Source organism: Kitasatospora sp. NPDC004614 (assembly GCF_042873675.1).
Classification (GTDB): domain Bacteria; phylum Actinomycetota; class Actinomycetes; order Streptomycetales; family Streptomycetaceae; genus Kitasatospora.
Window position 1 is genome coordinate 56627 of the sequence record NZ_JBIALR010000020.1, and the last position, 22211, is coordinate 78837.

Annotated in this window: 22 protein-coding genes; 3 read left to right on the forward strand and 19 right to left on the reverse strand. The window is 72.7% G+C overall.

Annotated elements, in window-relative coordinates; all coding sequences use genetic code 11:
- Positions 1-6: 6 nt before the first annotated feature.
- From ACFYST_RS30355 to ACFYST_RS30425, 15 genes are all read right to left on the reverse strand, one after another.
- On the reverse strand, positions 7-2328 hold the full coding sequence (locus ACFYST_RS30355) for a beta-ketoacyl synthase N-terminal-like domain-containing protein (protein ID WP_387866936.1): 2322 nt from the start codon (positions 2326-2328) through the stop codon (positions 7-9).
- A complete protein-coding gene (locus tag ACFYST_RS30360) occupies positions 2328-3365 on the reverse strand; it encodes an aminomethyl transferase family protein (RefSeq protein ID WP_387640542.1) in 1038 nt (345 codons plus the stop codon). Before ACFYST_RS30360 ends, ACFYST_RS30355 begins: the two co-directional genes overlap by 1 nt.
- Before the next feature lie 36 nt (positions 3366-3401).
- Entirely contained in the window at positions 3402-5432 is a 2031-nt protein-coding gene (locus ACFYST_RS30365) for a GNAT family N-acetyltransferase (protein ID WP_387866939.1), read from the reverse strand.
- Positions 5433-5465: 33 nt separating this feature from the next.
- Positions 5466-5984 (reverse strand): 3-hydroxyacyl-ACP dehydratase FabZ, encoded by a 519-nt coding sequence (fabZ, locus tag ACFYST_RS30370; protein ID WP_387640537.1) that lies wholly within the window; start codon positions 5982-5984, stop codon positions 5466-5468.
- Between the two features lie 2 nt (positions 5985-5986).
- A complete protein-coding gene (locus ACFYST_RS30375; protein ID WP_035864774.1) occupies positions 5987-6277 on the reverse strand; it encodes an acyl carrier protein in 291 nt (96 codons plus the stop codon).
- 62 nt (positions 6278-6339) lie between these two features.
- Positions 6340-7092 carry a 3-oxoacyl-ACP reductase FabG gene (gene fabG, locus ACFYST_RS30380; protein WP_387640534.1) on the reverse strand — a complete coding sequence of 251 codons (753 nt, stop codon included), beginning with the start codon at positions 7090-7092 and terminating at the stop codon, positions 6340-6342.
- Positions 7089-8117 carry a 2,3-diaminopropionate biosynthesis protein SbnB gene (gene sbnB, locus ACFYST_RS30385; RefSeq protein ID WP_387866942.1) on the reverse strand — a complete coding sequence of 343 codons (1029 nt, stop codon included), beginning with the start codon at positions 8115-8117 and terminating at the stop codon, positions 7089-7091. Before sbnB ends, fabG begins: the two co-directional genes overlap by 4 nt.
- Positions 8114-9169, reverse strand: coding sequence for a 2,3-diaminopropionate biosynthesis protein SbnA (gene sbnA, locus ACFYST_RS30390; RefSeq protein WP_387866945.1), 1056 nt, complete (start codon positions 9167-9169; stop codon positions 8114-8116). Before sbnA ends, sbnB begins: the two co-directional genes overlap by 4 nt.
- Complete coding sequence (locus tag ACFYST_RS30395; protein ID WP_387866948.1) at positions 9166-11508, reverse strand: lantibiotic dehydratase; 2343 nt, start codon at positions 11506-11508, stop codon at positions 9166-9168. Before ACFYST_RS30395 ends, sbnA begins: the two co-directional genes overlap by 4 nt.
- Positions 11505-12710: a PLP-dependent aminotransferase family protein gene (locus ACFYST_RS30400; protein ID WP_387866950.1), complete on the reverse strand. Its 1206-nt coding sequence runs from the start codon at positions 12708-12710 to the stop codon at positions 11505-11507. The genes ACFYST_RS30395 and ACFYST_RS30400 overlap by 4 nt, the downstream gene beginning before the upstream one ends.
- Positions 12711-12722: 12 nt before the next feature.
- On the reverse strand, positions 12723-12971 hold the full coding sequence (locus ACFYST_RS30405; RefSeq protein WP_035864761.1) for an acyl carrier protein: 249 nt from the start codon (positions 12969-12971) through the stop codon (positions 12723-12725).
- Positions 12952-14496 (reverse strand): class I adenylate-forming enzyme family protein, encoded by a 1545-nt coding sequence (locus tag ACFYST_RS30410; protein WP_387866952.1) that lies wholly within the window; start codon positions 14494-14496, stop codon positions 12952-12954. Before ACFYST_RS30410 ends, ACFYST_RS30405 begins: the two co-directional genes overlap by 20 nt.
- A complete protein-coding gene (locus ACFYST_RS30415; protein ID WP_387640518.1) occupies positions 14483-15433 on the reverse strand; it encodes an ACP S-malonyltransferase in 951 nt (316 codons plus the stop codon). Before ACFYST_RS30415 ends, ACFYST_RS30410 begins: the two co-directional genes overlap by 14 nt.
- A gap of 67 nt (positions 15434-15500) precedes the next feature.
- A complete protein-coding gene (locus ACFYST_RS30420; protein WP_387640515.1) occupies positions 15501-16295 on the reverse strand; it encodes an ABC transporter permease in 795 nt (264 codons plus the stop codon).
- The gene (locus ACFYST_RS30425) at positions 16295-17290 is read right to left on the reverse strand and encodes an ABC transporter ATP-binding protein (RefSeq protein WP_387866955.1); all 996 of its coding nucleotides are present in this window, start codon (positions 17288-17290) and stop codon (positions 16295-16297) included. The genes ACFYST_RS30420 and ACFYST_RS30425 overlap by 1 nt, the downstream gene beginning before the upstream one ends.
- Positions 17291-17446: 156 nt before the next feature.
- Between ACFYST_RS30425 and ACFYST_RS30430 the strand changes: the two genes are divergently transcribed.
- A complete protein-coding gene (locus ACFYST_RS30430; protein WP_387866957.1) occupies positions 17447-17701 on the forward strand; it encodes a hypothetical protein in 255 nt (84 codons plus the stop codon).
- Positions 17701-18093: a DNA-binding protein gene (locus tag ACFYST_RS30435; RefSeq protein ID WP_387640509.1), complete on the forward strand. Its 393-nt coding sequence runs from the start codon at positions 17701-17703 to the stop codon at positions 18091-18093. Before ACFYST_RS30430 ends, ACFYST_RS30435 begins: the two co-directional genes overlap by 1 nt.
- An 83-nt stretch (positions 18094-18176) precedes the next feature.
- Here ACFYST_RS30435 and ACFYST_RS30440 read toward each other — a convergent pair whose 3' ends face one another.
- From ACFYST_RS30440 to ACFYST_RS30455, 4 genes are read right to left on the reverse strand one after another with little or no spacing between them, the layout of a single operon-like run.
- Positions 18177-18581 carry a type II toxin-antitoxin system VapC family toxin gene (locus tag ACFYST_RS30440; RefSeq protein WP_387640506.1) on the reverse strand — a complete coding sequence of 135 codons (405 nt, stop codon included), beginning with the start codon at positions 18579-18581 and terminating at the stop codon, positions 18177-18179.
- Positions 18578-18850 carry a type II toxin-antitoxin system Phd/YefM family antitoxin gene (locus ACFYST_RS30445; RefSeq protein ID WP_387640504.1) on the reverse strand — a complete coding sequence of 91 codons (273 nt, stop codon included), beginning with the start codon at positions 18848-18850 and terminating at the stop codon, positions 18578-18580. The genes ACFYST_RS30440 and ACFYST_RS30445 overlap by 4 nt, the downstream gene beginning before the upstream one ends.
- Positions 18851-18901: 51 nt before the next feature.
- Positions 18902-19987: a CU044_5270 family protein gene (locus tag ACFYST_RS30450; RefSeq protein WP_387866960.1), complete on the reverse strand. Its 1086-nt coding sequence runs from the start codon at positions 19985-19987 to the stop codon at positions 18902-18904.
- Positions 19988-20000: 13 nt separating this feature from the next.
- The gene (locus ACFYST_RS30455; protein WP_387866962.1) at positions 20001-20591 is read right to left on the reverse strand and encodes an RNA polymerase sigma factor; all 591 of its coding nucleotides are present in this window, start codon (positions 20589-20591) and stop codon (positions 20001-20003) included.
- 213 nt (positions 20592-20804) lie between these two features.
- Between ACFYST_RS30455 and ACFYST_RS30460 the strand changes: the two genes are divergently transcribed.
- Positions 20805-22208, forward strand: coding sequence for a serine/threonine-protein kinase (locus tag ACFYST_RS30460; RefSeq protein ID WP_387866965.1), 1404 nt, complete (start codon positions 20805-20807; stop codon positions 22206-22208).
- Positions 22209-22211 lie beyond the last annotated feature (3 nt).

A 22211-nucleotide genomic window follows, 5' to 3' on the forward strand; every position in this document is an offset into this window, starting at 1 on the left:
TGCCCATCACGGCCTCGCGTCGAACACCGCGGCAGCGTAGGAGCCGCCGTAGGCGAAGCTGGAGAGCAGCAGGCGTCCGGCGGGGGCGTCCCCGGCGAGGGCGGCGACCAGGCCGAGGGCGCCGGCCGAGCCGTAGGTCTCGCCGAGCAGCGCCTTGGGGGTGACCGTGGGGCGGTCGGAGAGGCCGGCCAGGGCCAGGGCGCGGGACTGGGCGACGTCGACCAGGCGGTAGCCGGAGGCGGCGGAGACCACGGTGTCGATCTGCTCGGGCGTGGAGTCGGCCTCGGCGAGGGCGCCGCGCAGGGCGCGGGCCCAGGCTTCGCCGTCGCGGCCGATCCGTCCGATGCCGGCCGGTTCGCCGGAGGCTCCGAAGCCCCGGACGTCGGCCAGGACGTTCGCGCCGCGGGCGGCGGCGGAGGCCTCGGACTCCAGCAGGATCGCGGCCGCGCCCTCGGAGAGCACGGTGCCGGTGCCGCGGCCGGGCTCGATGTGCGCGGTCTTGGCGTATCCGGGCAGTCGGGCCTGGGTGGCCAGGGCCTGCTCGGGGAACTCGTCGGCGACCACGACCATGATCCGGTCGGCCATGCCGCGGGCGATCACCCGGGCGGCCAGCTGGAGCGCGAGGACGGAGGAGGTGCCGCCGTTGGCGATGGTGGCGGTGTAGCCGCGGTAGCGGTGCAGCATGCCGACGTGTCCGGCGGCGGCGTTGACGACGGTGTTGGCGAAGGTCGCCGGGTTGGCGCCGGTGATGCCCTTCTCGATGACGCCGCGGTGGAAGTCAAGCACCGAGGTGACGGGGCCGTAGCCGGTGGCGAACACGATGCCGGTGCCTTCGGCCTCGGCGCGGGACGGCTTGCCGTGCCGCTCGTACAGGTCGCCGACGGCGCCGGCGGCGAGCACGCCCAGCGGGTCCATCCGGCGGGCCTTGCTGGGGTTGAGGCGCTTGGCGACGGCCTTGACGTCGATCCGGCCGATCGGGCGCTCGCCGATGCCGGCGACCTGCTCCAGGGTGTCGAAGCCGACCTTTCCGGCGGCGAGCGCGGCGGTCAGTTCCTCGGTGGAGGCGGACGAGCCGGCCAGTCCGGCGACGCCGGTGACCACGACGTGGTGCACGGGCTGCGTGCGCCGGGCCGAACGGGCGGGCCGACCGGGCTTGTTGAGGACGACGGTGGCGTTGTTGCCGCCGAACGCGAAGGAGTTGGAGGCGACCACCTCGAGCGGGGCGGGCCGCCCGGTGTTCGGGACGATGTCCAGCCCGAACGGGGAGTCGACGCCGCGGGTGCTGAGCGTCGGCGGGATGACGCCCCGGTCGATCGCCATGGTGGAGACGATCGCCTCCACCGCGCCGGCCGCGCCCAGGGTGTGGCCGAGCATCGACTTGGTGGAGCTGGCGGGCGGCACCTCGGCGCCGAACAGCAGCTTCACGGCCTTGGGCTCGGACACGTCGTTGGCGGGGGTGCCGGTGCCGTGCAGGTTGACGTAGTCGACGTCCTCGGGCGCCAGGCCGGCGGTCTGCAGGGCCTGGGCCATCGCCGCGGCCGCGCCCTTGCCGCTCGGGTCGGGGGCGGTCTGGTGGTAGCCGTCGCAGGAGAGGCCGTAGCCGCCGAGTTCGGCGAGCGGGGCGGCGCCGCGTTCGGCGGCCCGTTCGGCGGACTCCAGCACCATGAAGCCGGCGCCCTCGCCGAGGGTGAGCCCGGTGGAGGCGGACATCGGCGCGCACGGCTCGGGGTCGAGCGCGCCGAGGGCGGAGAAGCCGTACGCGGAGAGCTGGGCCAGCGGGTCGACGCCGCCGCAGATGACGTAGTCGACCTCGCCCTTCCAGAGCAGTTCGGCCGCGTAGCCGAGGGCGACCGCGCTGGCGGCGCAGGCGTTGGAGAGGACCACGCGGGGGCCGCGCAGGTCGAACTCGGCGGCGATGTAGTCGCCCACGCAGGGGAGTTGGGAGGCGGCGGCCTGGACGGCGTCCAGCACGCCGTCCTTCACCAGGCCGCGGTGCACGGTCTCCAGGGTGGGCATCGCGCCGAGGCTGGAGCCGACCACCACGGCGACCCGGTCGCGGTCCACGGTGTCCAGGTCGAGGCCGGAGCTGCGCAGTGCCTCGCGGATCGCGGTGGCCGCCAGCGCGTAGCAGCGGTCCAGGTCGGCGGGCTGCTCGGCGGTGACCATGCCGGCCCAGTCGGTGAGCAGCTCGGTGGTGGGGAAGAGGGTGTTGGTGCGGATGCCGGAGACGCCCTGGGAGATCGACGCCCAGCTCTTCTCCACGTCATCGCCGGCGCCGGTGATCAGCCCGAGGCCCGTGAGGGCGATGCGTTCGGTGGTCTTGGTCATCAGTGGATCCGGGTGGTGAGCGAGCGGGCGATGACGCGGGGCTGGGTGACGGTGCGCACCGGGGTGTCGGCGCCGTCCTCGTTGGCGGCGGTGAGCTCCAGGCCGGGGACCCAGAACGGGGCGTCCAGCTTGGCGACGATCAGTTCCTCGTCGGCGTTGGCGGACGGGGCCTGCCAGATGACGGTGCCGATCTGCTGCCCGCCGGCGGTGACGGGGGTGCCGACGGTGAAGGCGGCGCCGGCCGGGGCGGCCAGGGCGGTGATCTTGGCGTTCTCGGCGGTGGGCTTGACCAGCTCCTCGGAGCCGAGGAACTCGCCGATGCGGTTCCAGTCGACCATCCAGGCCAGGTCGGCCTCGTGCACCGGCAGGCCGGCGAAGCCCGCGGCGTAGACGGCCATGCCGGCCTCGGCCTGGACGCGGGCCAGGCCCTCGTCGCCGACCTCGGCGCCGCCCTGGGCGAGCACCGCCTCGACGGCGGCGGCGTGGCCGGCCTCGGGGGCGTTGGACAGCAGCAGGTAGCCGTACTCGCCGGTGGTGCCGACCCGGGCGAGGTGGGCGAGCGCGGCGGGCTCGCCGGGGACGGCGGACTCGGTGACGCCGTGCAGGGTCAGGCCGGAGATGTCGAACTCGACGAACGCGGCGGCCGCGGCCCAGGCGGTCGGGCCCTCGAACGCGGTGGCGCCCCAGCCCTCGGGGGCGACCTCGACGGTGACGTCGGCCGGGGCCTCCAGGGCCTCCAGGTAGCCGGTCAGGGCCTCGGCGGAGACGGGGGTGCGGGGCAGCAGCCAGGAGTCGTCGCCGATCTCGAAGTGCAGCAGGATCGCGAACGGCGAGCCGTCCTGGTTCAGCGCCAGCGCCTCGCGGACGGTGTCCGGCTCGACGTACTCGCTGGACTTGGCGAGGAACAGGTCGAGGAACTCGTAGCGGTCGCCGCCGGAGATCCGGACCAGCGGGGCGGTGATCGGGTAGACGCCGATGGCGGTGCGGACGGTGGTGTAGTCGTCCTGCGCGGTGCGCACGGCAACGGTGGTGGTCATGGCTCTGGTGGTCCTTTCGAGGGTTTTCGACGGGTGTCAGATCGCGGGTGCGGGGTGGACGGACAGCTGCCAGGCGGCCTCGGTGGCGGCCGTCGCGCAGCCGATCAGCAGTCCGGAGGAGGTGGTGCGCAGGACGATTTCCGGCGCTCCGGGCCCGCCGGCGGCGGGTGCGAGGTGCAGCCAGTGGCCGCTGGTGAGGCGGATCGCCGCGGCGGAGGCCCAGACCTGTCGGAAGGCGGTGGAGTCGAGCTCGTGGCGCTGTCCGGCGGAGTGCAGCACCACGGGGGTGCCGGCCGGGGTGTCCGGGGTGAGCCAGAGCACCGTCTCCTCGTCCGCGCCGGGGGCGTGGATGTCGATCCGGACCGGCTCGGCGGCCTGCTCGGGGGCGGTGACCTCCCAGCTGATCCGCTCCTGCGGGGCGGCCAGGCCGAGCGGGTGCTTCTGCTCCCACTCGCGGACGGTCGGGACGCCCCAGCCGAGGCCGGTGGCGAGGCTGTGCCGGTGGTGCTCCAGGGTGACCCAGGCGCCTGCGCTCCAGCGCGGGTTGCAGCCGAAGGCGCGGGTGCGGGGGGCGGGGCTGCGCAGCACCTTCTTGCCGTTCTCGGTCCAGGAGGTGATGCCGCCGGCGTTCGCCTTGACGGTCAACTTCCGTTCGCCGGTGGCGGGTTCGGCCGTTGCGGTGCTACGGGGGGTGGTGTCGTGGTCGGCGCCGGTGCGGAGTTCGGTGCGCAGCCGGGCGGTGCCGTCGGCGTCGGGCTCCAGGTGGCGTTCGACCAGGGTGGTGTGGATCAGCCGGACCGGGCGGCCGGCCGGGAGGGTGATCCGGGTGCTGCCGTCGGTCCAGTCGAGGGTGGATCCGGCGGGTGCGGTCTGCGCGGCCGCGACCACCTCGGAGGTGTCGCGGACGCCGATGCCGGTGCCGATCAGGTGCTGGGCGGCGTCGGTGTCGGGGCCGGTCAGGGTGAAGTCGCCCTGGCGGAGTCCGACGGTCTGGAAGATCCGGCCGGGCCGGGTGGTGTACGTGAACTGCTGGTCCAGCACGCCCTGGTGGAGCGTGAGGGTGCCGGTGACCTGGTTGCCGCCGGTGGTCTCGCGGACCTGCACGCCGTGCTCGACGGGGTGGATCTCCAGGTCGCGGGCCTGGCCTTCGCGCCAGCCGGCCGAGCGGTCGGCCTCGGCGCTGGGCCAGGTGGAGACGAACACCGGCCCGTGGTGGCCCTCGGCGTGCACGGTGAGGGTGCCTTCGGCGGCGTCCAGCTCGACGGTGAGGCCGCTGTCGCCGAAGCGGTGCGGCTCGGCCGGCTGCTGGATCCGGACCTCGTACGGCGGTTCGGCGATCTTCAGCGGCCGGGTGGCGCCCTCGGGGGTGGTGAGGGCCGCTTCCAGCATCAGGCCGCGGTCCACGTCGATGGTGGCGGTGAGCTTGAACTCGCCGAGGGCCAGAGCGTAGGCGACGGTGCGGATTCCGTCCACCACCCTTACGTCGGACCGGAGTTCGTCGTCGCGGCCGCCGGCGACGTTGCCGAAGCTGCTGAGCTGGCCGAGTGCGGCCAGCGCCTCGGGGTCGAGGTCGTGGAAGACGCTGCGCAGGATCAGCGGGATGTAGTTGTGCAACTCGACGTTGCCGTCCTCGCCGGGGACGGTCTCGCCGACCGACACGCAGCCGACCCGCCGGTAGAGCTTGAAGGCGACGGTGTTGGCCGGGTTGACGGTCAGTCGGAGCACCAGGCAGCCGCAGCGCATCATCCATTCGACGGCTTCGGTGAACAGCCGTCCGGTGATGACGCCGTTGCGGTAGGCCGGGGCGACGAAGAACATGTCGGCGATGAGTTCGCCGGCCCGGGCGGAGCGGCGTCCGGTGCTGTGGAACAGCCCGAAGGTGCCCACCACCCGGTCGTCGTCGACGGCGATCAGGAACGTCGCGGTGTCGCGCTCGGCGAGTTCGCGTTCCAGTTCGCCGCCGGTGATTCCGCCCGCCACCGGGTTGGGGTTGTCGCGGTGACGGTTGTAGAGCTCGGCGATGTCATGCGCGTCGCCCTCCTGGTACGGGCGGATCGTGATGGACATTCCACACCTCCTTGTCTGCTCCCTGAGGGCAGGTCAGCCCTTGCGTTCGGTGGTGACGATCAACGAGCCGGCGGCGGCGAGTTCGGTGCCGACGGTGGCGCGGACGGAGACGGAGCGCAGGCCGCCGAGCTTCTGGCCGAGCTTGGCCTCCAGGGTGAGCTGGTCGCCGGGGACGACCAGCCGGGAGAACTTCATCGAGCTGATCGAGCCGAGGTAGCCGACGCTGGCCGACGGATCTCCCTCGGCGGGGGCCGGAGACTCCAGCAGTTCGGCGACGTAGACCACGGCCACCAGCTGGGCCATCGCCTCGACGATCATCACGCCGGGCATGATCGAGTGGTCGGGGTAGTGGCCGGCGAAGAACGGCTCGTTCACCGAGACGCTCTTGATGCCGCGTCCGGAGACGCCGGGGACCACGTCGTAGGCGCGGTCGATCATCAGCATCGGCCAGCGGTGCGGGAGCATCCGCTTGATGTCGTCGGAGGAGTAGGCGAAGCCCTTGCTCGGCTTCTCCTTGGCGACCGGCCGGGTGGGTGCGACGGCGGTGGCCATGGTCAGACCTCGCGGGCTTCGATGAAGTCGACCAGGGCGTTGATGGAGCCGAAGGCCTCGAAGTCGTCGTCGCTGATCAGCACGTCGTACTCGTTGTTGATCATGACGACGATCTCGAGGGTGTCCAGCGAGTCCATCTCCAGGCCGCGGCCGAACAGCGGCTGGTTGTCGGAGACGACCTCGGCCTCGGCGTCCAGGCCCAGGCGGTCGATGATCATCGACTTGATCTTGAGGTTCTTCTCCAGGCGCTGCTCGGCCTGGGTCCGGACGTCCTCGAAGGTGGCGGTGGACATGGTGCTGCCTTTCCGTTGGGGAGGGTTGATGGAACGTCAGTTCGATTTCAGAGGAGGGCGGGTCAGCTGTAGAGCATCCCGCCGTCGACCGTGAGCACCTTGGCGGTGATGTACGAGGCCGCCGGGCTGGCCAGGAAGACCGCCGCCTGCGCGACCTCCTCCGGGGTGCCCATCCGGCCCAGCGGGATCGCCGCCGCGGCCTCCTTCAGCTGGGCCCGCGGCACCTTCTTCACCATGTCGGTGTCGATGAAGCCCGGCGCCACCACGTTGACCCGGATGCCCTTGGGGGCGCCCTCGTAGGCCAGGGTCTTCGCCATCGCGATCACCCCGCCCTTGGAGGCGGCGTAGTTGGCCTGGCCGACCCGGCCGGCGATGCCCGAGGTGGAGGCGATGAAGACGATCGACCCGCCGCTCGCGTACATCTGCTTGGTGGCCTCACGGGCCGTCAGGAACGCGCCCGTCAGGTTGGTGGAGATCACCTCCTGCCACTTGGCGGCGCTCATCGCCGCGAGGTGACCGTCGGCGGTGATGCCCGAGTTGAGGACCGCGACGTCCACGCCGCCCCAGGCGGTGCGGATCTCCTTGTACATCGCGGTGACCTGCGCCTCGTCGGACACGTCGGCCCGCACCAGCAGCGCCTTGCGGCCGAGGCCCTCGATCTTCTCCGCCAGCTGCTCGGCCTTGCCGGCGCTGGAGCGGTAGTTGAGCGCGACGTCGCAGCCGTGCTCGGCCAGGTGCAGCGCGATCGCCGCGCCGATGCCCCGGGAGGCCCCGGTGACGACGGCCCTGGTGCCTTCGGTGAACAGCTGACTCATGCCGTGCTCCCGGCGAGGTTGGAGGTGACCTTGTGGCTGCCCGGGTCGAAGCCGTCGACCTCGGTGCCCAGACCGTGCCGCTCGGCGTGGTTCAGCACCGCCTCGGCGACGGCCAGGTCCAGCACGCCGAGGCCGAACGGGGCGAACACCACGGTGCGGGCGGCGGGCAGTTCGGCGGTGCCGTCGAGCAGCGCGCCGATCTCGGCGGTGACGAACCGGCGGTGGCCCACCTGCTGCTCCGCCTTGTGCAGCGAGGTCTGCTCGCGGATCGCGTGGTCCGCGTCGTCGGTGACGTTGACCGCGCCCAGCACCGAGGCGACCGACAGGTCGCGCAGCGACAGGTGCAGGATGACCTGCCCGTCGGGGCGGTTCGGGTGGTCGGCCAGGTCCAGCCAATACGAGGAGTCGGTGGTGGCGATCGAGACCGTGTCGGCGGTCAGCACCTGACCGAGCGTCGCCGCCCTGAACTCGACGTCCGGGTACTCGGCGGCGAGCTCCGCGGCGAACACCTTGGCCCGCTCCGGGAAGGCGTCCTGCAGCAGGACGGTCTCCAGCCCGTCGTGCACCTGGGTGAGGAAGTGCACCACCTGGTTGTTGATGGTGCCGCAGCCGACCAGGCCGACCGTGCGGACCTCGCGGTCCGCGTTCAGCAGCCCGGAGGCGAGCGCCGCACCGGCCGCGGTGCGGACCGCGGAGATCTGGCTGCCCTCCATCAGGGCGAGCGGGTAGCCGGACTCCAGGTCGTTCAGGATGCACAGCGAACTGGCGCGCTGCATACCCCGCTTGACGTTCTCCGGGAAGGACGAGATCCACTTCAGGCCCATCACCGGGGCCGGTCCGCCGAGGTAGGCGGGCAGCGCGATGATCCGCGAGTCGGAGCGGTGCAGCGGGCGCAGGAAGGTGGAGAACGGGAGGTCGGACTTGCCCTGGCTGTGCAGCACGTAGGCGTTGCGCACCAGGTCGATGACGGTGGAGTCGAGGTCCGCGAGCGCGGCCCGGACGTCCTCCCGGCCGAGGATCCTCATGCCTGGCCCCTTTCTTGGTCGGTCGGCGGCAGGTACTGCCGGAGGTAGGACTCCACCCACTGGTCGTCGTAGATGGTGTCGAGGTAGCGGTCGCCGCCGTCCGGGAGCACGGCGACGCAGGTGCTGCCGGGTTCGATCCAGGACTCGGCCTGCATCAGGGCGGCGATCACCGCGCCGGACGAGCCGCCGGCCAGGATCGACTCCTCGGCGAGCAGGCGGCGGCAGCCGCGGATGCACTCGGAGTCGGTCACCTTGACCACCCGGTCGGCAAGGCCGGGGCGGAGCAGCTGGGGGACGACCGCCGCGCCGTGGCCGGGGATGGTGCGCCTGTGCGAGGACTCCCAGGGCTCCGGCGGGCCGAAGATCACACTGCCCACGGCGTCCACCGCGACCACCCGGGTGGGCAGTCCCTGGTCCTGGATGAACTCGGCGCAGCCTCGCAGCGTGCCGGTGGTGCCGGCCGCCAGGAACAGGTAGTCGGGGGCCTCGGGGAGGGCCTCGAAGATCTCCCGCATGGTGGTGCGGTGAGCGCGCGAGTTGTCCTCGTTGGCGTACTGGTTGGGCCACCAGGAGTCGGGGACGGTGTCCAGCAGGTGCTTGACCCGGGCGATCCGGGCGGGCAGGAACTCGCCGGTGGCGGGGTCGCGGTGCTCGACCACCTCCACCCGGGCGCCGTAGGCCCGCATGATGGCGAGGTTCTGCGGGGTGGTGCGCGGGTCGACCACGATGATCAGGCCGAGCCGGTAGAAGTTGCAGAGCTGGGCGAGCGCGATGCCCAGGTTCCCGGAGGAGGACTCCACCACGGTGGAGACCCCGGGCACGATCCGGCCGGTGGCGATGGCCTGTTCGACCATCGACTTGGCGGCGCGGTCCTTGATGGAGCCGCCGGGGTTGAACCGCTCGCACTTGGCGTACACCTGGAAGCGGTCGGTGGCGAAGAGTCGGTCCAGCGCCACCAGCGGCGTGCCGCCGATCGTGGAGACGATGTCGGGGTCCGACGGACGGTGCGGGCGGACCCGCAGTTCGGCGCCGTCGGGGACGAGCACGGTCATTCCGGCACCTTTCGGCTGATCTGGAGCCGAAGCTCACTGACGTACTGCTCACCGTCGGCGTCGGGCAGCCAGGACTCCTCGGGGGCCGGCAGCGGTTCGCTGACGGTCACCCTGGCGTCGGGGTCCGACTGCACCGCCCGGCGGACGAGGTTGGCGAAGGAGAGCACCAGCGTCGGGCTGGTGAAGTCGACCAGGGAGGGCTTCGTCTCCTCGGGGAACTTGACGAAGGCCCGGTCGGGCAGCGCGTTGTCGGTGACCCAGCGGCGCACCGTCAGGTAGTCGCGCATCCGGTCGGCCTTGGGCGCGAGGGCCACGCCGGTGGCGGGCAGCCGCCAGGTCTCCCGAAACAGCACCAGGTCGTCGAGGGTGACCCGGGGGGCGTGCGGGCGGTCCAGGCCGATCTTGAACGCGTCGCAGGCGATGATCGAGATCAGTACCGCGAGCAGTTCGGAGAGCGTCCGGGTGCGGCCGTCGATGGTGGTCGCGGTGATCGTGCCGTCGTGCTCGGTGAGGGTGATGGCCACGGCGGGTTCGATCCGCTCGCGCTGGTCGAAGGGGGCGCGGGTGAAGCCGATCAGCCGGTCGCCCGCGCCGATCGGGGCGGGCACCATGCGGCCGCTGTTGCGCTTCCAGCCGACCGGCAGCAGCGGCACCAGCCGCTCGCCGCCGATCGCCCGGTTGACCTTGTCGCGCAGCGAGCCGGTGTCGGCCGTCCAGTCCAGGAACGGCAGGTCGAGGGTGGCCAGGCAGGCGTGCAACTCGCCGAGCACCACCAGGTGTCGGCCGGCGTTGACGGCGTCCACCGAGCGGGCGACGACCTGCAGGTCGGGGCTGTGCACGGCGAGGTGCGGGGAGCGGACCTCGCCGGTGGCGAACACCTTTTTCGCCGAGTCGATGATCTGGTCGACACTCAGGTCGACCCGGGTGGCGCCGTCCGGCACCTCGCCGATGACCTCGCGCCACTTCAGCGCCAGCTCCCGGACGGCCTGCTGGACGGGGTGGTTGTGCTCGCCCCAGAACAGCGCCAGGGTCTGCGGCCAGACGTCGGCCAGCGTGACGGCGGTGCCGGGGCGCTGCCGTTCGGCGGCCTTGCGGACCAGCGCGACCACCTCGGTCTCGACCAGTTCGGCGAGCCGGTTGCCGAACCAGTCGGCGGCGTCGGCGACCAGGGCGAGCGGGCGGGCGATGCCGTCCAGGAAGTCCCGGCCGAGCTCCATCCGGCAGTCCCGCAGGGTGTCCTGGTAGACCAGGGTGCGGCCGGCGTACGCCTTGCCCTCCTCGCGGGAGGCGGCCTGGCCGGTGGTCTCCACGAAGTACGCGTCCAGCGCGTCCAGTGCCTCGACCAGCTGCTCGGCGCTCCCGGCCCGGTCGATCTCGCCCTTGTGGCGGGCGAGTTCGGCGAGCACCGCGTCGTAGCGGACGAACATCTCGGGGTCGCCGATCGCCGAGACGCGGCGGCGCAGCACCTCCTCGGCGCGGACGTCGACCGGGATGTTGGCGTCCCAGCCGAGCACCCGCTGCCGCAGCAGCCGGTTCAGCACCTTGTCGACGGCTCCGCGGGCGCTCGCGGCGTCCCAGCCGTGGTCGGCGATCAGCAGGTCGGTGATCTGCTCGGCGCTGCGGTCGCCGTCGGCGAGCCGCAGCACCTGCGCGTCCTCGGGGCGCAGCCGGACGGTCTTGCGGTTGGCGAGCACCAGCTGCTCGCCGTCGAGGTGGACGTCGGGGCGCAGCACCGGCGGGAACCACCAGCGGGCGCCGGGCTGTTCGGCCATCCAGTCGGCGATCGCGGCGACCGTCCAGCGTTCCAGCGAGGTGCGGGCGGCGGCGACCAGGGCGGGGCCGTGGTCGATGCCGATGGCTTCCTGGGTGCGGCCGACGCCGATCCAGGCGCCGGGGCCGAAGAAGCCGATGGTCTCGGCCTTGGCGCAGTAGCGCAGCCAGTACATGGCGAGGGTGCGTTCGCGCTGGCGGCGCTTGGTCTCCTTGCCGCCGGGGGCGGCGAGCGAGTCGAGGATGCGGAAGACGGTGCGGTTCTGCCAGGCGATGGCCAGGCGGAGCTTGGGGTCGGTGGCGAGGGCGGCGAGGCGGGCGGCCTCGGCGTCCACGTCGGCGCGGTAGGCGGTGTCGAACTCCTCGGCGGTGCCCTCGCCGGCGGCGAGCCGGGCGGCGGCGGCCGGGGCGGAGATGCCGCCGATCAGGTCGAGGCCGGAGACCGGGAAGCCGGCGTTGCGGAGCAGTCCGACGCCCCAGACCTGCCAGTCGGAGCCGGCCAGCGGGTGGAGCGGGGCGAAGTCCGCCCAGTCCACGGCGCGGGCGGCCTCGACGGCGGGGGCGGTCATCCCGACACCTCCGCCAACTCGGCTGCTGCGGCGGGGGTTTCGGTGAGCGCGGCGGCGAGCCGGGCGATGCCTTCGGCGATCTTCTTGCGCGGCACGTTGCTGAAGCACAGCCGGATGCCGTCGTTGTGTTCGCCGTCGATGGAGAAGTGGCCGCCGGGGACGAAGGAGATGCCGTGCGCGGCGGCGGCCTGCGCGTAGCGGGTGGCGTCGGCGCCGTCGCGGTGGCGCAGCCAGAGGTAGAAGCCGCCGCCGGGGCGCTGCCAGGTCCACGGGCTGTCGGTGCCGAGTTCGGCGTCGAGCGCGTCGGCCATCTGGGTGCAGCGTTCGCGGTAGCTGTCCCGGTAGCGGTCGATCAGCTCGGTCCAGCCGTTGCGGGAGTAGTAGGCGGCCAGCGTGCCCTGGGCGAGCGCGGACGGGGAGAGCGAGATGATCTCGGCGACCCGGGCGAGGTCGTAGCGCAGGTGCTCGGGGGCGGCGATCCAGCCGGAGCGCAGGCCGGGGGCGAAGATCTTGGAGAAGGTGCCGAGGTAGACCACCTGCTGCGGGTCGAGGGCCTGGAACAGCGTGGTGGTGGTGCCGTCGAAGCCGAGCAGGCCGTACGGGTTGTCCTCGATCAGCAGCAGGTCGAGTTCGCGGCAGGCGGTGAGGATGGCGGCGCGGCGCGGGACGGAGAGGGTGGCGCCGGTCGGGTTCTGGAAGGTCGGGTTGACGTACAGCAGCCGGACGGTGCGGCCGGCCTCGCGCAACTCCCGGACGGTGCTGCGCAGTTGCTGCGGGCAGAGGCCTTCGGCGTCCTCGCCTGCGGCGTGCAGTTCGAGGCCGGCGGTGCGGAAGGCCGCGGTGGCGCCGGGGTAGGCGGGGGTCTGCACCAGGATGGTCTCGCCGGGGGCGCCGAGGGCGAGGGCGACGGCGGTGAGGCCCATCTGGGAGCCGCTGGTCGGGATCAGGTTCTCGGCGCTGGCGTGGCCGTCCTCACGGGCCATCAGGTCGGAGACGGCGGGCACGAGGGCCTTGGCGACGTGCGGGGTGGTGTACTGCAGGGCGAGCTTGCCGCCGAGCCGGACGAGCCGGGCGAGCTGCTGGGAGATGTCCCCCAGCGGGAGCACGTCCAGGTCGGGCAGTCCGCCGGCCAGGGAGATGACGTCCCCGCCCCGTTCGAACAGCCGGGGCATTTCTGCCGCGGGTCTGGTGTCGGTCCACATGGCTGTCGGTCCTCAGACTCGGGCCGGGGCGGCGTCGGCGGCCCAGGCCTGCACGTAGCGGAACAGTCCGGCCGGGGAGGCCAGCGCCGGGTCGGCGAGGGCGTCGGGGTCGACCTCGATGCCGAACTCCTCCTCGACGGCCATCACCAGGGCGATGGTGTGCAGCGAGTCCACGCCCAGGTCGACGAGCGGGGTCTCGGAGTCGGTGACCTGCACGGAGCAGATCCGCTCGACGAGCTGGTCAAACTGCGACTGGTTCATGGCTGCCCCTCGGGGATGCGGTGACGGACTGGTGGATTCGGTACTGCTCTGCCTCGGCCGCTTCGGCAGCGGCCGCGTCGACCAGGCGCTTGGCGGCGGCCCGGTCCGGCTTGCCGTTGGCGGTCAGCGGGACGGTGTCCAGCGCGACGACCCGGTCGGGCATCCGGCTGGGGTCGAGCCGGCCGACCAGCGCGGCCCGGACCTGCTCCGGCGGGAGGGTGCCGTGCACGGCCAGCAGCAGCGGCGCGTCCTCGGTCTCGGGGCGCAGCGCGACGGCGGCGGTGACGCCGGGGAGGCGTTCGGCGGCGTCCTCGATCTCGGTGAGGGCGATCCGCATGCCGCGGCGCTTGATGACGTCGTCGTCGCGGCCGACGAAGTACAGCCGTCCGTCCTCGTCGAGCCGGCCGCGGTCGCCGGTGTGCAGCTCCAGCGTGCCGTCCGGGCGGCGGATGAAACGGTTCTGTGCTTCCAGCGGGATCCGCCAGTAGCCGGCCATCACGGTCGGTCCCCAGACCACGATCTCGCCGGTCTCGCCGGGGCCGAGCCCGCTGCCGTCGGCGGCGACGATCCGGACCTTGTCGCCGGGGATCGGCGGGCCGACCGAGTCGGGGTGCTCGGCGTACTCGGCCGGGTCGAGGATGGAGATCCGCTTGCACTCGGTCATGCCGTACATCGAGGCGAACTCGGAGCCGGGGAAGACCTCCAGCAGGTCCGCCATCACGGCCCGGCCGGGGCGGGCGCCGGTGTTGGTGAACAGCCGCACCTTGGTGGGCCGGTGCAGCTTGCTCTGCAGCAGGTGGAGCATCTGGGCCAGCGAGGGCACCAGCGGGACGACGGTGACGCCGGTGCGCTCGATCAGCCGGAGCAGTCCGACGTCCTCGCTGCGGCGGGCCAGCACCAGGGTGCCGCCGACCAGCGCGGACAGCAGGGCCTGGTAGAGGCCGTAGTCGAAGGAGAGCGGCAGCCGGCACAGCACCACGTCGTCCTGCCGGTAGCCCAGGCAGGCGTTGATGGCGTCGAGGGCGGCGAGCATCTGGCGGTGCGGGCAGACCACGCCCTTCGGGCGGCCGGTGGTGCCGGAGGTGTAGATCAGCATCGCCACCTGGTCGTCGTCGAAGTCGGCGCGGAAGCCGTCCTCGGCGGTGGCGAGGACCTGCTGCCAGGCCTCCTCGACCTCGACGGTGCGGGCGGCGCGGGCGCCGGCCGCCGGGCGGCAGATGGCCAGCGCGGCCTCGGAGTCGGCCACGATGTGGTCGATCTGCTGGTCCGTCAGCTCCGGGTGGACCGGGACGAAGATCGCCCCGATCCGCAGGGTGGCCCAGAACAGGGCCAGGAACGAGCGGTCGTTGCCGCCGGTGTACACCACCCGGTCGCCGGCGGTGACGCCCTGGCCGCGCAGCCAGCCGACCGCGCGGTCCACGGCGGTGCCGAGCTGACGGTAGTTCAGGGTGCCGTCGGCGTCGGTGACGGCGGGGTGGTCGGCCCGCTCCGCGAGCGGGTAGTCGAGCAGGTCAGACACCGGCATGGACGGCCACTCCCTCGCTGATCCCGGCGGCGGTGAGCCGCTCCTGGGCCCGGGTGACGTCCCGGGCGGTGTTCACGGAGACCACCTCCAGCTGCGGGTGGTGGCGCTTGAGCAGGTTGGCGAGCGTCTTGGCGGGCGGCAGCGAGAACGTCGCCTCCGGGGCCAGTTCGCCCAGCCGGTCCAGGCAGAGGTCCCAGCGGACCGGGCTGACCACCTGCTGGACCAGTCGGCGGCGGATCTCCGCCGGGTCCTCGACGGCCGCGCCGTCCGCGTTCGACAGCAGCAGCTGCGTCGGCGCGGCGAACGGCACCGCCTCGGCGGCGGCCTCGAAGGTCTGCCGGGCCGACTCCATGAACGGGGTGTGGAAGGCGCCGGCCACGCTGAGCCGCTTGACGGTGGCCCCGGCGGGCGGGGCGGCGGCCAGCTGTCCCAGCGCCTCTTCGAGACCGGCCGCGACGATCTGGCCGGGTCCGTTGAAGGTCGCCGGAGTCAGGCCCAACTCCGCTGTCCGTGCCAGGACTTCGTCCTGCTCGCCGCCGATCACGGCGGCCATCGAGGTGGGTGCCTCGGCGCAGGCCGCGGCCATCGCCCGGCCGCGGATCGCGGCCAGCCGCACCGCGTCGGCGGGCTCCAGCACCCCGGCGTACACCGCGGCGGTGAGTTCGCCGACCGAGTGGCCGGCCGCCACCGCCCCGCCCGGCCGGACGGCACCGGCCAGTACGTGGTGGGCGAGCAGTCCGGCGGCGACCAGCAGCGGCTGGGTGTTCTCGGTGCGGGCGATCTCGGCGGCCGGGGCCTTGGTGCCGAGCTGGACCAGGTCCAGGTCGGCGGCCTCCGACCAGGCCCGCACCCGCTCGGCGGTGGCCGGGTCGCGCAGCCAGGCGGCCAGCATGCCCGGGGTCTGGGAGCCCTGACCCGGCGCAATGAATGCGAACATTTGTTCGAACCTCCTTTCGAGTGGGGCCTGCGCCCGGCGCATCAGCGCCCGGCGGGGTGCCGCGTGCTTACGGGCGGCCGGTGGACTTGCGGAAGCGGCGGATCGCCAGGAACGAGAAGCCGGCGAACCAGGCCAGCAGGTTGAACACCGCGCCGGCCACGCTGGAGTGCTCCCCGTGGAACGAGAAGCCGTCGTTCAGCGGGTACCGGGCCAGCGTCGCCACCCCGTACATCGGGGTGTAGCGGGAGATCTCCAGCATCACGCCGCTGAGCGGGATGAACAGGTTGCCCAGGAAGGCCAGGGCGGTCATGGTCAGGCCCGGCATGTGCATCACCACGTCGGGCTTCAGCGCCAGGCCCATGCCGATGCCGAGCGCGGCAAACACCGCGGCCCCGACCCAGGCCACCAGCAGCGAGACCACCCACACGTTGGCGTCGGCCTCGGCCCCCGTCAGCGCGCCCAGCACTCCCACGATGGCGACCGGCACACCGGCCATCAGCACCGAGCAGAGCACCTTGACCAGCAGATAGCCGGGCGGGGTGAGCGGACTCATCGCGATCGTCCGCATCCAGCCGACCGACTTCTCCACCGAGATGGTGGCGGCCGAACTGACCGCGGCGGTGGCCGCGCCGTACACCGCCTGACCGATCATCATCCAGGCGGCGAAGTTGCCGTGCGGCAGGGTGGCGCCACCGGACGGGCCGGTGCGGAACAGGGCCAGGTACAGCACCGCGGGCAGCAGCACCGTGAAGATCGTGGTCTGCCGGTTGAACCGGCGGCGCAGCTCGTAGCGGACGAAGGTCGGGTTGACCCCGTTGAACACCGAGGTGCGGGCGGCGGCGGGCGCCGTGACGGCGGCCATCAGACGTTCTCCTTCTGGGCGTTGGCGGCGCGGTCCGCGTTCGCGGCGCTGTCGGCGCGGCCGGCGTTCTCGGTGATGGCCATGAAGGCCTCCTCCAGGCTGCGCGGCGCCACCTCGATGTCCCGCGCCTGCGTCTCACCGACCAGAACCCGCAGCAGCGCGTCCGAGTCGGTGCAGGTGAAGTAGGTGCGCTCGCCGCGGACGGCACTGGAACGCACGCCCGGCGTCCGGGACACCACGCCGGCCTCGTACGGGCTGAGCACCGCCGAGACGGTGCGGCCGCTGGTCGCGGCGCGGATCGAGGAGGCCGAGCCGTCGGCCACCACCGCACCCTTGTTGATCATGACCACCCGGTCGGCGAACTGGTCCGCCTCCTCCATGTAGTGGGTGGCGAACATGACCGTCATGCCGCGCGCCGCGTCCTCCCGGACAGCCGCCCAGAAGTCCCGCCGCGCCACCACGTCCATGCCGGCCGTCGGCTCGTCCAGCACCAGGAAGTCCGGCTTGGACAGCAGCGCCAGCGCGAAACGCAGCCGCTGCTGCTCACCCCCCGAACAGGCCGCCACCCGGCGGGCCCGCAGCTCGGTGATGTTCGCCCGCGCCATGCACCGCTCCGGGTCGGCCCCCGGGTGCAGCGACGCCAGCATGTGCACGGTCGCCTCGACCGTCAGGTCCGGCAGCAGACCGCCGGACTGCAGCACCGCCGCCACCCGCCCCGCCCGCACCGCCTGCTCGGGACTCACCCCGAACAGCCGCACCTCGCCCTCGTCCGGCCGGGTCAGCCCCAGCAGCATGTCGATCGAAGTGGTCTTGCCCGCGCCGTTCGGCCCGAGGAACGCCACCACCTCGCCCCGCCGAATCCGCAGATCCAGCCCGTTGACGGCGGTGAACACCTCGCCCTTGGCGTTGGTGAACCGCTTGACCACACTGGACAGTTCAGCCGCCAGGGGGGACGCCGTCCCCCTCGACGCCGTACGGTTCTGGTAATCGATCATCATCCGAGTCCTCACGATTCGGCGGAGGTTCGCCTCTTGTGAGCACTACTCTCCCGGCCACCCCTATCGCCCCGAACCGACCCGGCTATCGGACCCCTATCCCGGGACCCGCAGCACTCCACACAGCCTCTTGCCACCACCGGTAGGATCGGGAGCATGAGCGGTAGCAAGAAGTATTCGGTCAGCCTGCCCGAGGACCTTGCGGAGAGCATCCGCAGCCAGGTAGGCCCGGGCGGCTTCTCGGCCTACGTCGCCGAGGCACTGGAGCACCGCGTGGCGATGGACAAGCTCCGCGAGATCGTCGCCGGCTTCGAGGCGGACAACGAACCACTCACCCCCGAGGAGATCGACGCCGCCCGCGCGCTGCTGCGCCACGACCGGCCCGCTGCGACCGGCGACGCCGCCGCCTGATGCCCGGCACCCTCCTCCTGGACAGCGAGGGCCTGTCCCGCCTCTACCTGAACGACCGACAGGTCGCCGCCTTCCTCCAAGCCGCCGCCGCGGAGGGTGTGCGGGTCGGCACCACCGCGATGACCGTGATCGAGGCGGACCACGCCCGCGCCCATCCGGCCCGGATCCGCTGGGCCCTCTCCCGCATCGACGTCCACGACGTCACCCGCGAGATCGGCAGCCAGGCGGCGGCGCTGCTTCGCGAACACCGGCTGCACGGCCACAAGTACGCGATCGACGCCGCATTCGCTGTGATCGCGCGCTCGGCACCCGGCCCGGTCACCGTCCTCACCTCGGACCCGGAGGACCTCACCCTGCTCTGCGGCCCCCGCGTCCTGGTCGTCGGGCTCTGAACCTGCGCCCGAAACGGCAGCCGGCCCGGCACGCCGAACGCGGTGCCACGGAGAGCCCGTGACACCGCGTCCGGTCAGGGGCGTCAGACCGGGATGATCTCCACTCCGGTCTCCAGCCCCCGGAAGTCGTCCGCGTTGCGGGTGTAGAGCGGCAGCCCGTGGGCGGCGGCGGTGGCCGCGATCATCAGGTCCATCCGGCGCGGCCGCGGGTTACGGTTCGCCTTGACAGTGAGCGCGACCAGCGTGCCGAACCGGCGGGCCGCCTCCCGGTCGAACGGCAGTGCCGCGAACTCCGCCTCGGCATCCGCCAACCGCTGCGCGCGGGCCATCATCTCGACCGGATCGCCCGCTACGGCCACCCCTTGGGCGAGCTCCGCGAGCACCACGGTGGAGACGGCGGCCTCCAGCGGCAGCGAACCAGGGTCGATCGAGGGGAGGTCGATCACCACGCAGGTGTCCAGCATCCCCCGCAGTCGGCGGCCGCTCATTCCCGCCCCTGCGGCTCGTCACCGATCCGGTCCTCGTCGCCGAAGAACTCGTCCGCTTCCGCACGCATCCGTTCCGCGTCGATCACCGAGGCACCACGCCACTTGCGCTGGAGCTCGTCGACCGGCACGAAACGGCGACGCGTCCCCAGCGGACGTACCTCGGCGATCTCCGTGCCGTTCCGGGTGATGTGGTAGGTCTCGCCGGCTTCCACATCGTCCAGCACGGCCTTGGACCGGGCGGCGAGTTCTCGCTGCGTGATGGTCTTCATTCCACCAGCGTATTGCACTGCAATACGGCGCGCCACAGGCGGCGCGCCCGGTCAGGACGGCAGCTGCCCCACCGCGTCGACCAACGCGATCTTCCGCACCGCGCTGTTGAACGCGACCGTGCCGTCGTGGCCCTCTCCGGGGCGGCCGAGGATGCGTTCGCCGAGGAAAGCGTGGGTTTTCCGGTCCAGGATGAGCTGGACGATGCCCACCTTGGGGTCGAGCAGGGACACCGCCTCGCCGGTCCGGCCGAGGGCGTCGGTGGCCTCCTCGTGGTAGGAGATGTTCGGGATCTTCGCGGCGGCCCGGAACAGCGCGGCCTTTTGCGGGGCGGGGCAGGGGCCCCCCATGAGAGAGCGCAGGATCGTCCAGACCGCGACCTCGCGGGTCATGTTCTTGGCGTCCGTCATCCAGTGCACGAACGGGTCCGCGTAGAGGATCTCCAGCAACGCGTCGGGGTCGGTCGGCAGTTTGGCCAGCTTGTCGTAGGGAGGGTCCGCGTAGAGGCTGGGGCTTGCCTGCTGGGGTTCCACGACGGAGTCCTGGGAGGAGAGCCCGCCGGACGAGCGTTTCACGAGGTCGGCGTCGATGTCCCCGCCGGACGGGCGTTCCACGGCAGAGCCGTCGGTGAGCCCGCCGGACGGGCGTTCCACGGCAGAGCCGTCGGTGAGCCCGCCGGACGGGCGTTCCACGGCGGAGGCGTCGGTGAGCCCGGGGCCGGACCACCGGACCAGGCCGGGCTTCGATCCGTCGACGGAGAGCCAGCGCTGGACGGTGGTGATGGCGTTCGGGTCGCTGGTGGTGTGGATGGAATCCAGGTATACGAACTGGTCCGGCCGCGGTGCCGGGGTCTTGTCGGCGGCGAGCGCGTCGGCCGCGAGGTTCAGCACCGAGACCGCATGGGCGCTGGATTCGGTCGCACCCGGTCCGGCGATCTGGGTGCTGACCAAGCCCGCGGTGAGCGCCGTCGTCAGGGCCACGGCGACCAGCACTCGGCGCGTGGTCAGCCGTCGGCCCCGTCGTGCTGCGGGCGTTCCGGCGATGGCGTCCTCCAGCTGCCGACGGCCGCGGAGACGGGCGTGAGTGGTCATCGGTGCGGTGTCGGCTCGGAATTCGGCGAGCCCGGTGATCTCGTCCACAAGAACTCCTCTGTCAGTGGGTGGGTCGGTCGAGTGCGGTGTGCAGCCGTCGGCGGGCGCGGTTGAGGCGCGAACGGACCGTGCCGTCCGGGATCCGCAGGGCCTCGGCGATCTCCTGGTAGCTCAGCTCGGCCCAGGCGAACAGCAGCAGGACGTCGCGTTCCTTCGCCGTCAGCCGGGCCAGTACGCCGGCGATCTCCTGGGCCCGGGCGCCGGCCGTCACTCTGGCGGCCACCGTGTCGGCGTGGTCGCCGGTGTCGAGCGGGTCGACGCCGCTGCGGGCCAGCGCCCGGTAGCCGGAGCGTTCGGTGCGCTGGTGGCGGTGCAGCAGGTTGGTGGCGATTCCGTACAGCCAGGGCCTGGCGTCGGACCGGTCCCGGTCGTAGCGGCCGCGGATCCGGAACGCCGACAGGAAGGTCTCGGAGGTGAGGTCGTCGGCCACCGAGGCCCCGATCCGCCGGGCCAGGTAGTGGTGCACCGCGACGGCGTGCCGGTCGTATATCTCGCCGAACCGGTCGGGTTCGGCGAGCGACGCCCCGATGACCGCCGCGTCGTCGTCGACTCCTTCCCGCAGGGGCGTGTCCGTGCCGAGTACCGCCGTCACCGGCCCGCCCCCCGCCGGCCGGTCACCATTACCTGGTCGGTGCTGCGCATGGGTTCTCCTTCGCGCCGGCTCCTCCGGCGCTTCCACCCTCTATTGCCATCTCGCCGGGGCCCGGTTCGGCGGTTTCGACGAAAACTTTTCGGCCACCGAACACCCTTGGCCGGAGCGGGAGTTCTGCGAGACTGCCGGGCAGCGGCGAGGAACGGGGGCGGGATGACGGAGGGTCGGCTGGTCGGCGGCCGGTACCGGCTGGTGCGGGCGCTCGGCGCGGGCGGGTTCGGCAGCGTATGGCTGGCGCACGACGAGACGCTGCGGGTGGACGTCGCCGTCAAGGAGGTGCGGCTGCCCCCGACCGGGACGGCCGCCGAGCACGCCGAACTGCTGGAGCGGGCGCAGCGCGAGGCCCGGCACGCGGCCCGGCTGCGCGACCATCCGCACGTGGTCGGGGTGCACGACGTGGTGCTGGACGGCGGCGCGCCGTGGACGGTGATGCAGCTGATCGTCGGACGGTCGCTGCACGAGCGGATCGCGGAGGGCGGCCCGCTGCCCGTCCCGGAGGCGGCCCGGGTGGCGTCCGCCGTACTGGCCGCGCTGGACGCCGCGCACCGCGCCGGGATCGTCCACCGGGACGTCAAACCGGCCAACATCCTGCTGGCGGACGACGGCCGGGTGCTGCTCGCCGACTTCGGGATCGCCGTCCAGCAGGAGCAGACCGCGCTGACCGCCTCCGGCATGTTCGTCGGGTCGGTGGACTACATCGCGCCGGAGCGTGCCCAGGGCGGGCCCGCCGACCCGGCCGGCGACCTGTTCTCGCTGGGCGCGACGCTCTACCAGGCCGTCGAGGGGCGGCTGCCGTTCCGCCGCGACACCCCGGTGGGCACCCTCACCGCCGTCCTGTTCGAGCCGCCCGCACCGTGCGTGCTGGCCGGTCCGCTGGCGCCGCTGATCGACGGGCTGCTGGCGAAGGACCCGGCCGCCCGCCTCACCGGTGCCCGCGCCGCGGCGATGCTCGCCCCGCACTTGGGCGCGCACGCCCCGACGGCCGTGTTGCCCACCGCTGCGGCCACCGCCGCCGCCACCGTCCCGAACGCGCTGCCGCCCGCGGTGCCCCGGGCCGCCCGCCGTTCGGTGGCGACGGTGCTGCCGCCGCTGCTGGCGCTCGCCGCACTCGGTGCGGCGCTGCTGCTGAACGTGTTCTCGTTCCACCCGGACAGTCAACTGCCGCCGTCCGGCGCCGCCTTGATGAAGCTGGCACACACCCCCCTGTTCGAGGCGCTCAGCCTGAACTTCGACAGCAGCGCCGTGGGGCTGTCCTGGCTGTGGCTGCTGCCGACGGCGATCGCCCTTCTGGCCACCGCCTGGTACCCGCCCCGGGTTCCGGCCGCAGTCCGGACCGCCGGGTTCCTGCTGACGCTGGTGCTGCCCGTTCGCCTGGGTGTCGCCGGCCTGTGGGATGCGGACACGCACCTCGAACGCCTCGTGCACGCCCTGCCGCCGGAGGCCGCGTCCCACCTGCACGTCGGCTACGGCCCGGGCTGGTGGCTGCTGCACGTGGCGGCGTTCGCCGCCCCGGTGGTGCTGCTGGCGGGCCAGTTGCTCCACCGGAGGCGGCGCTGACGC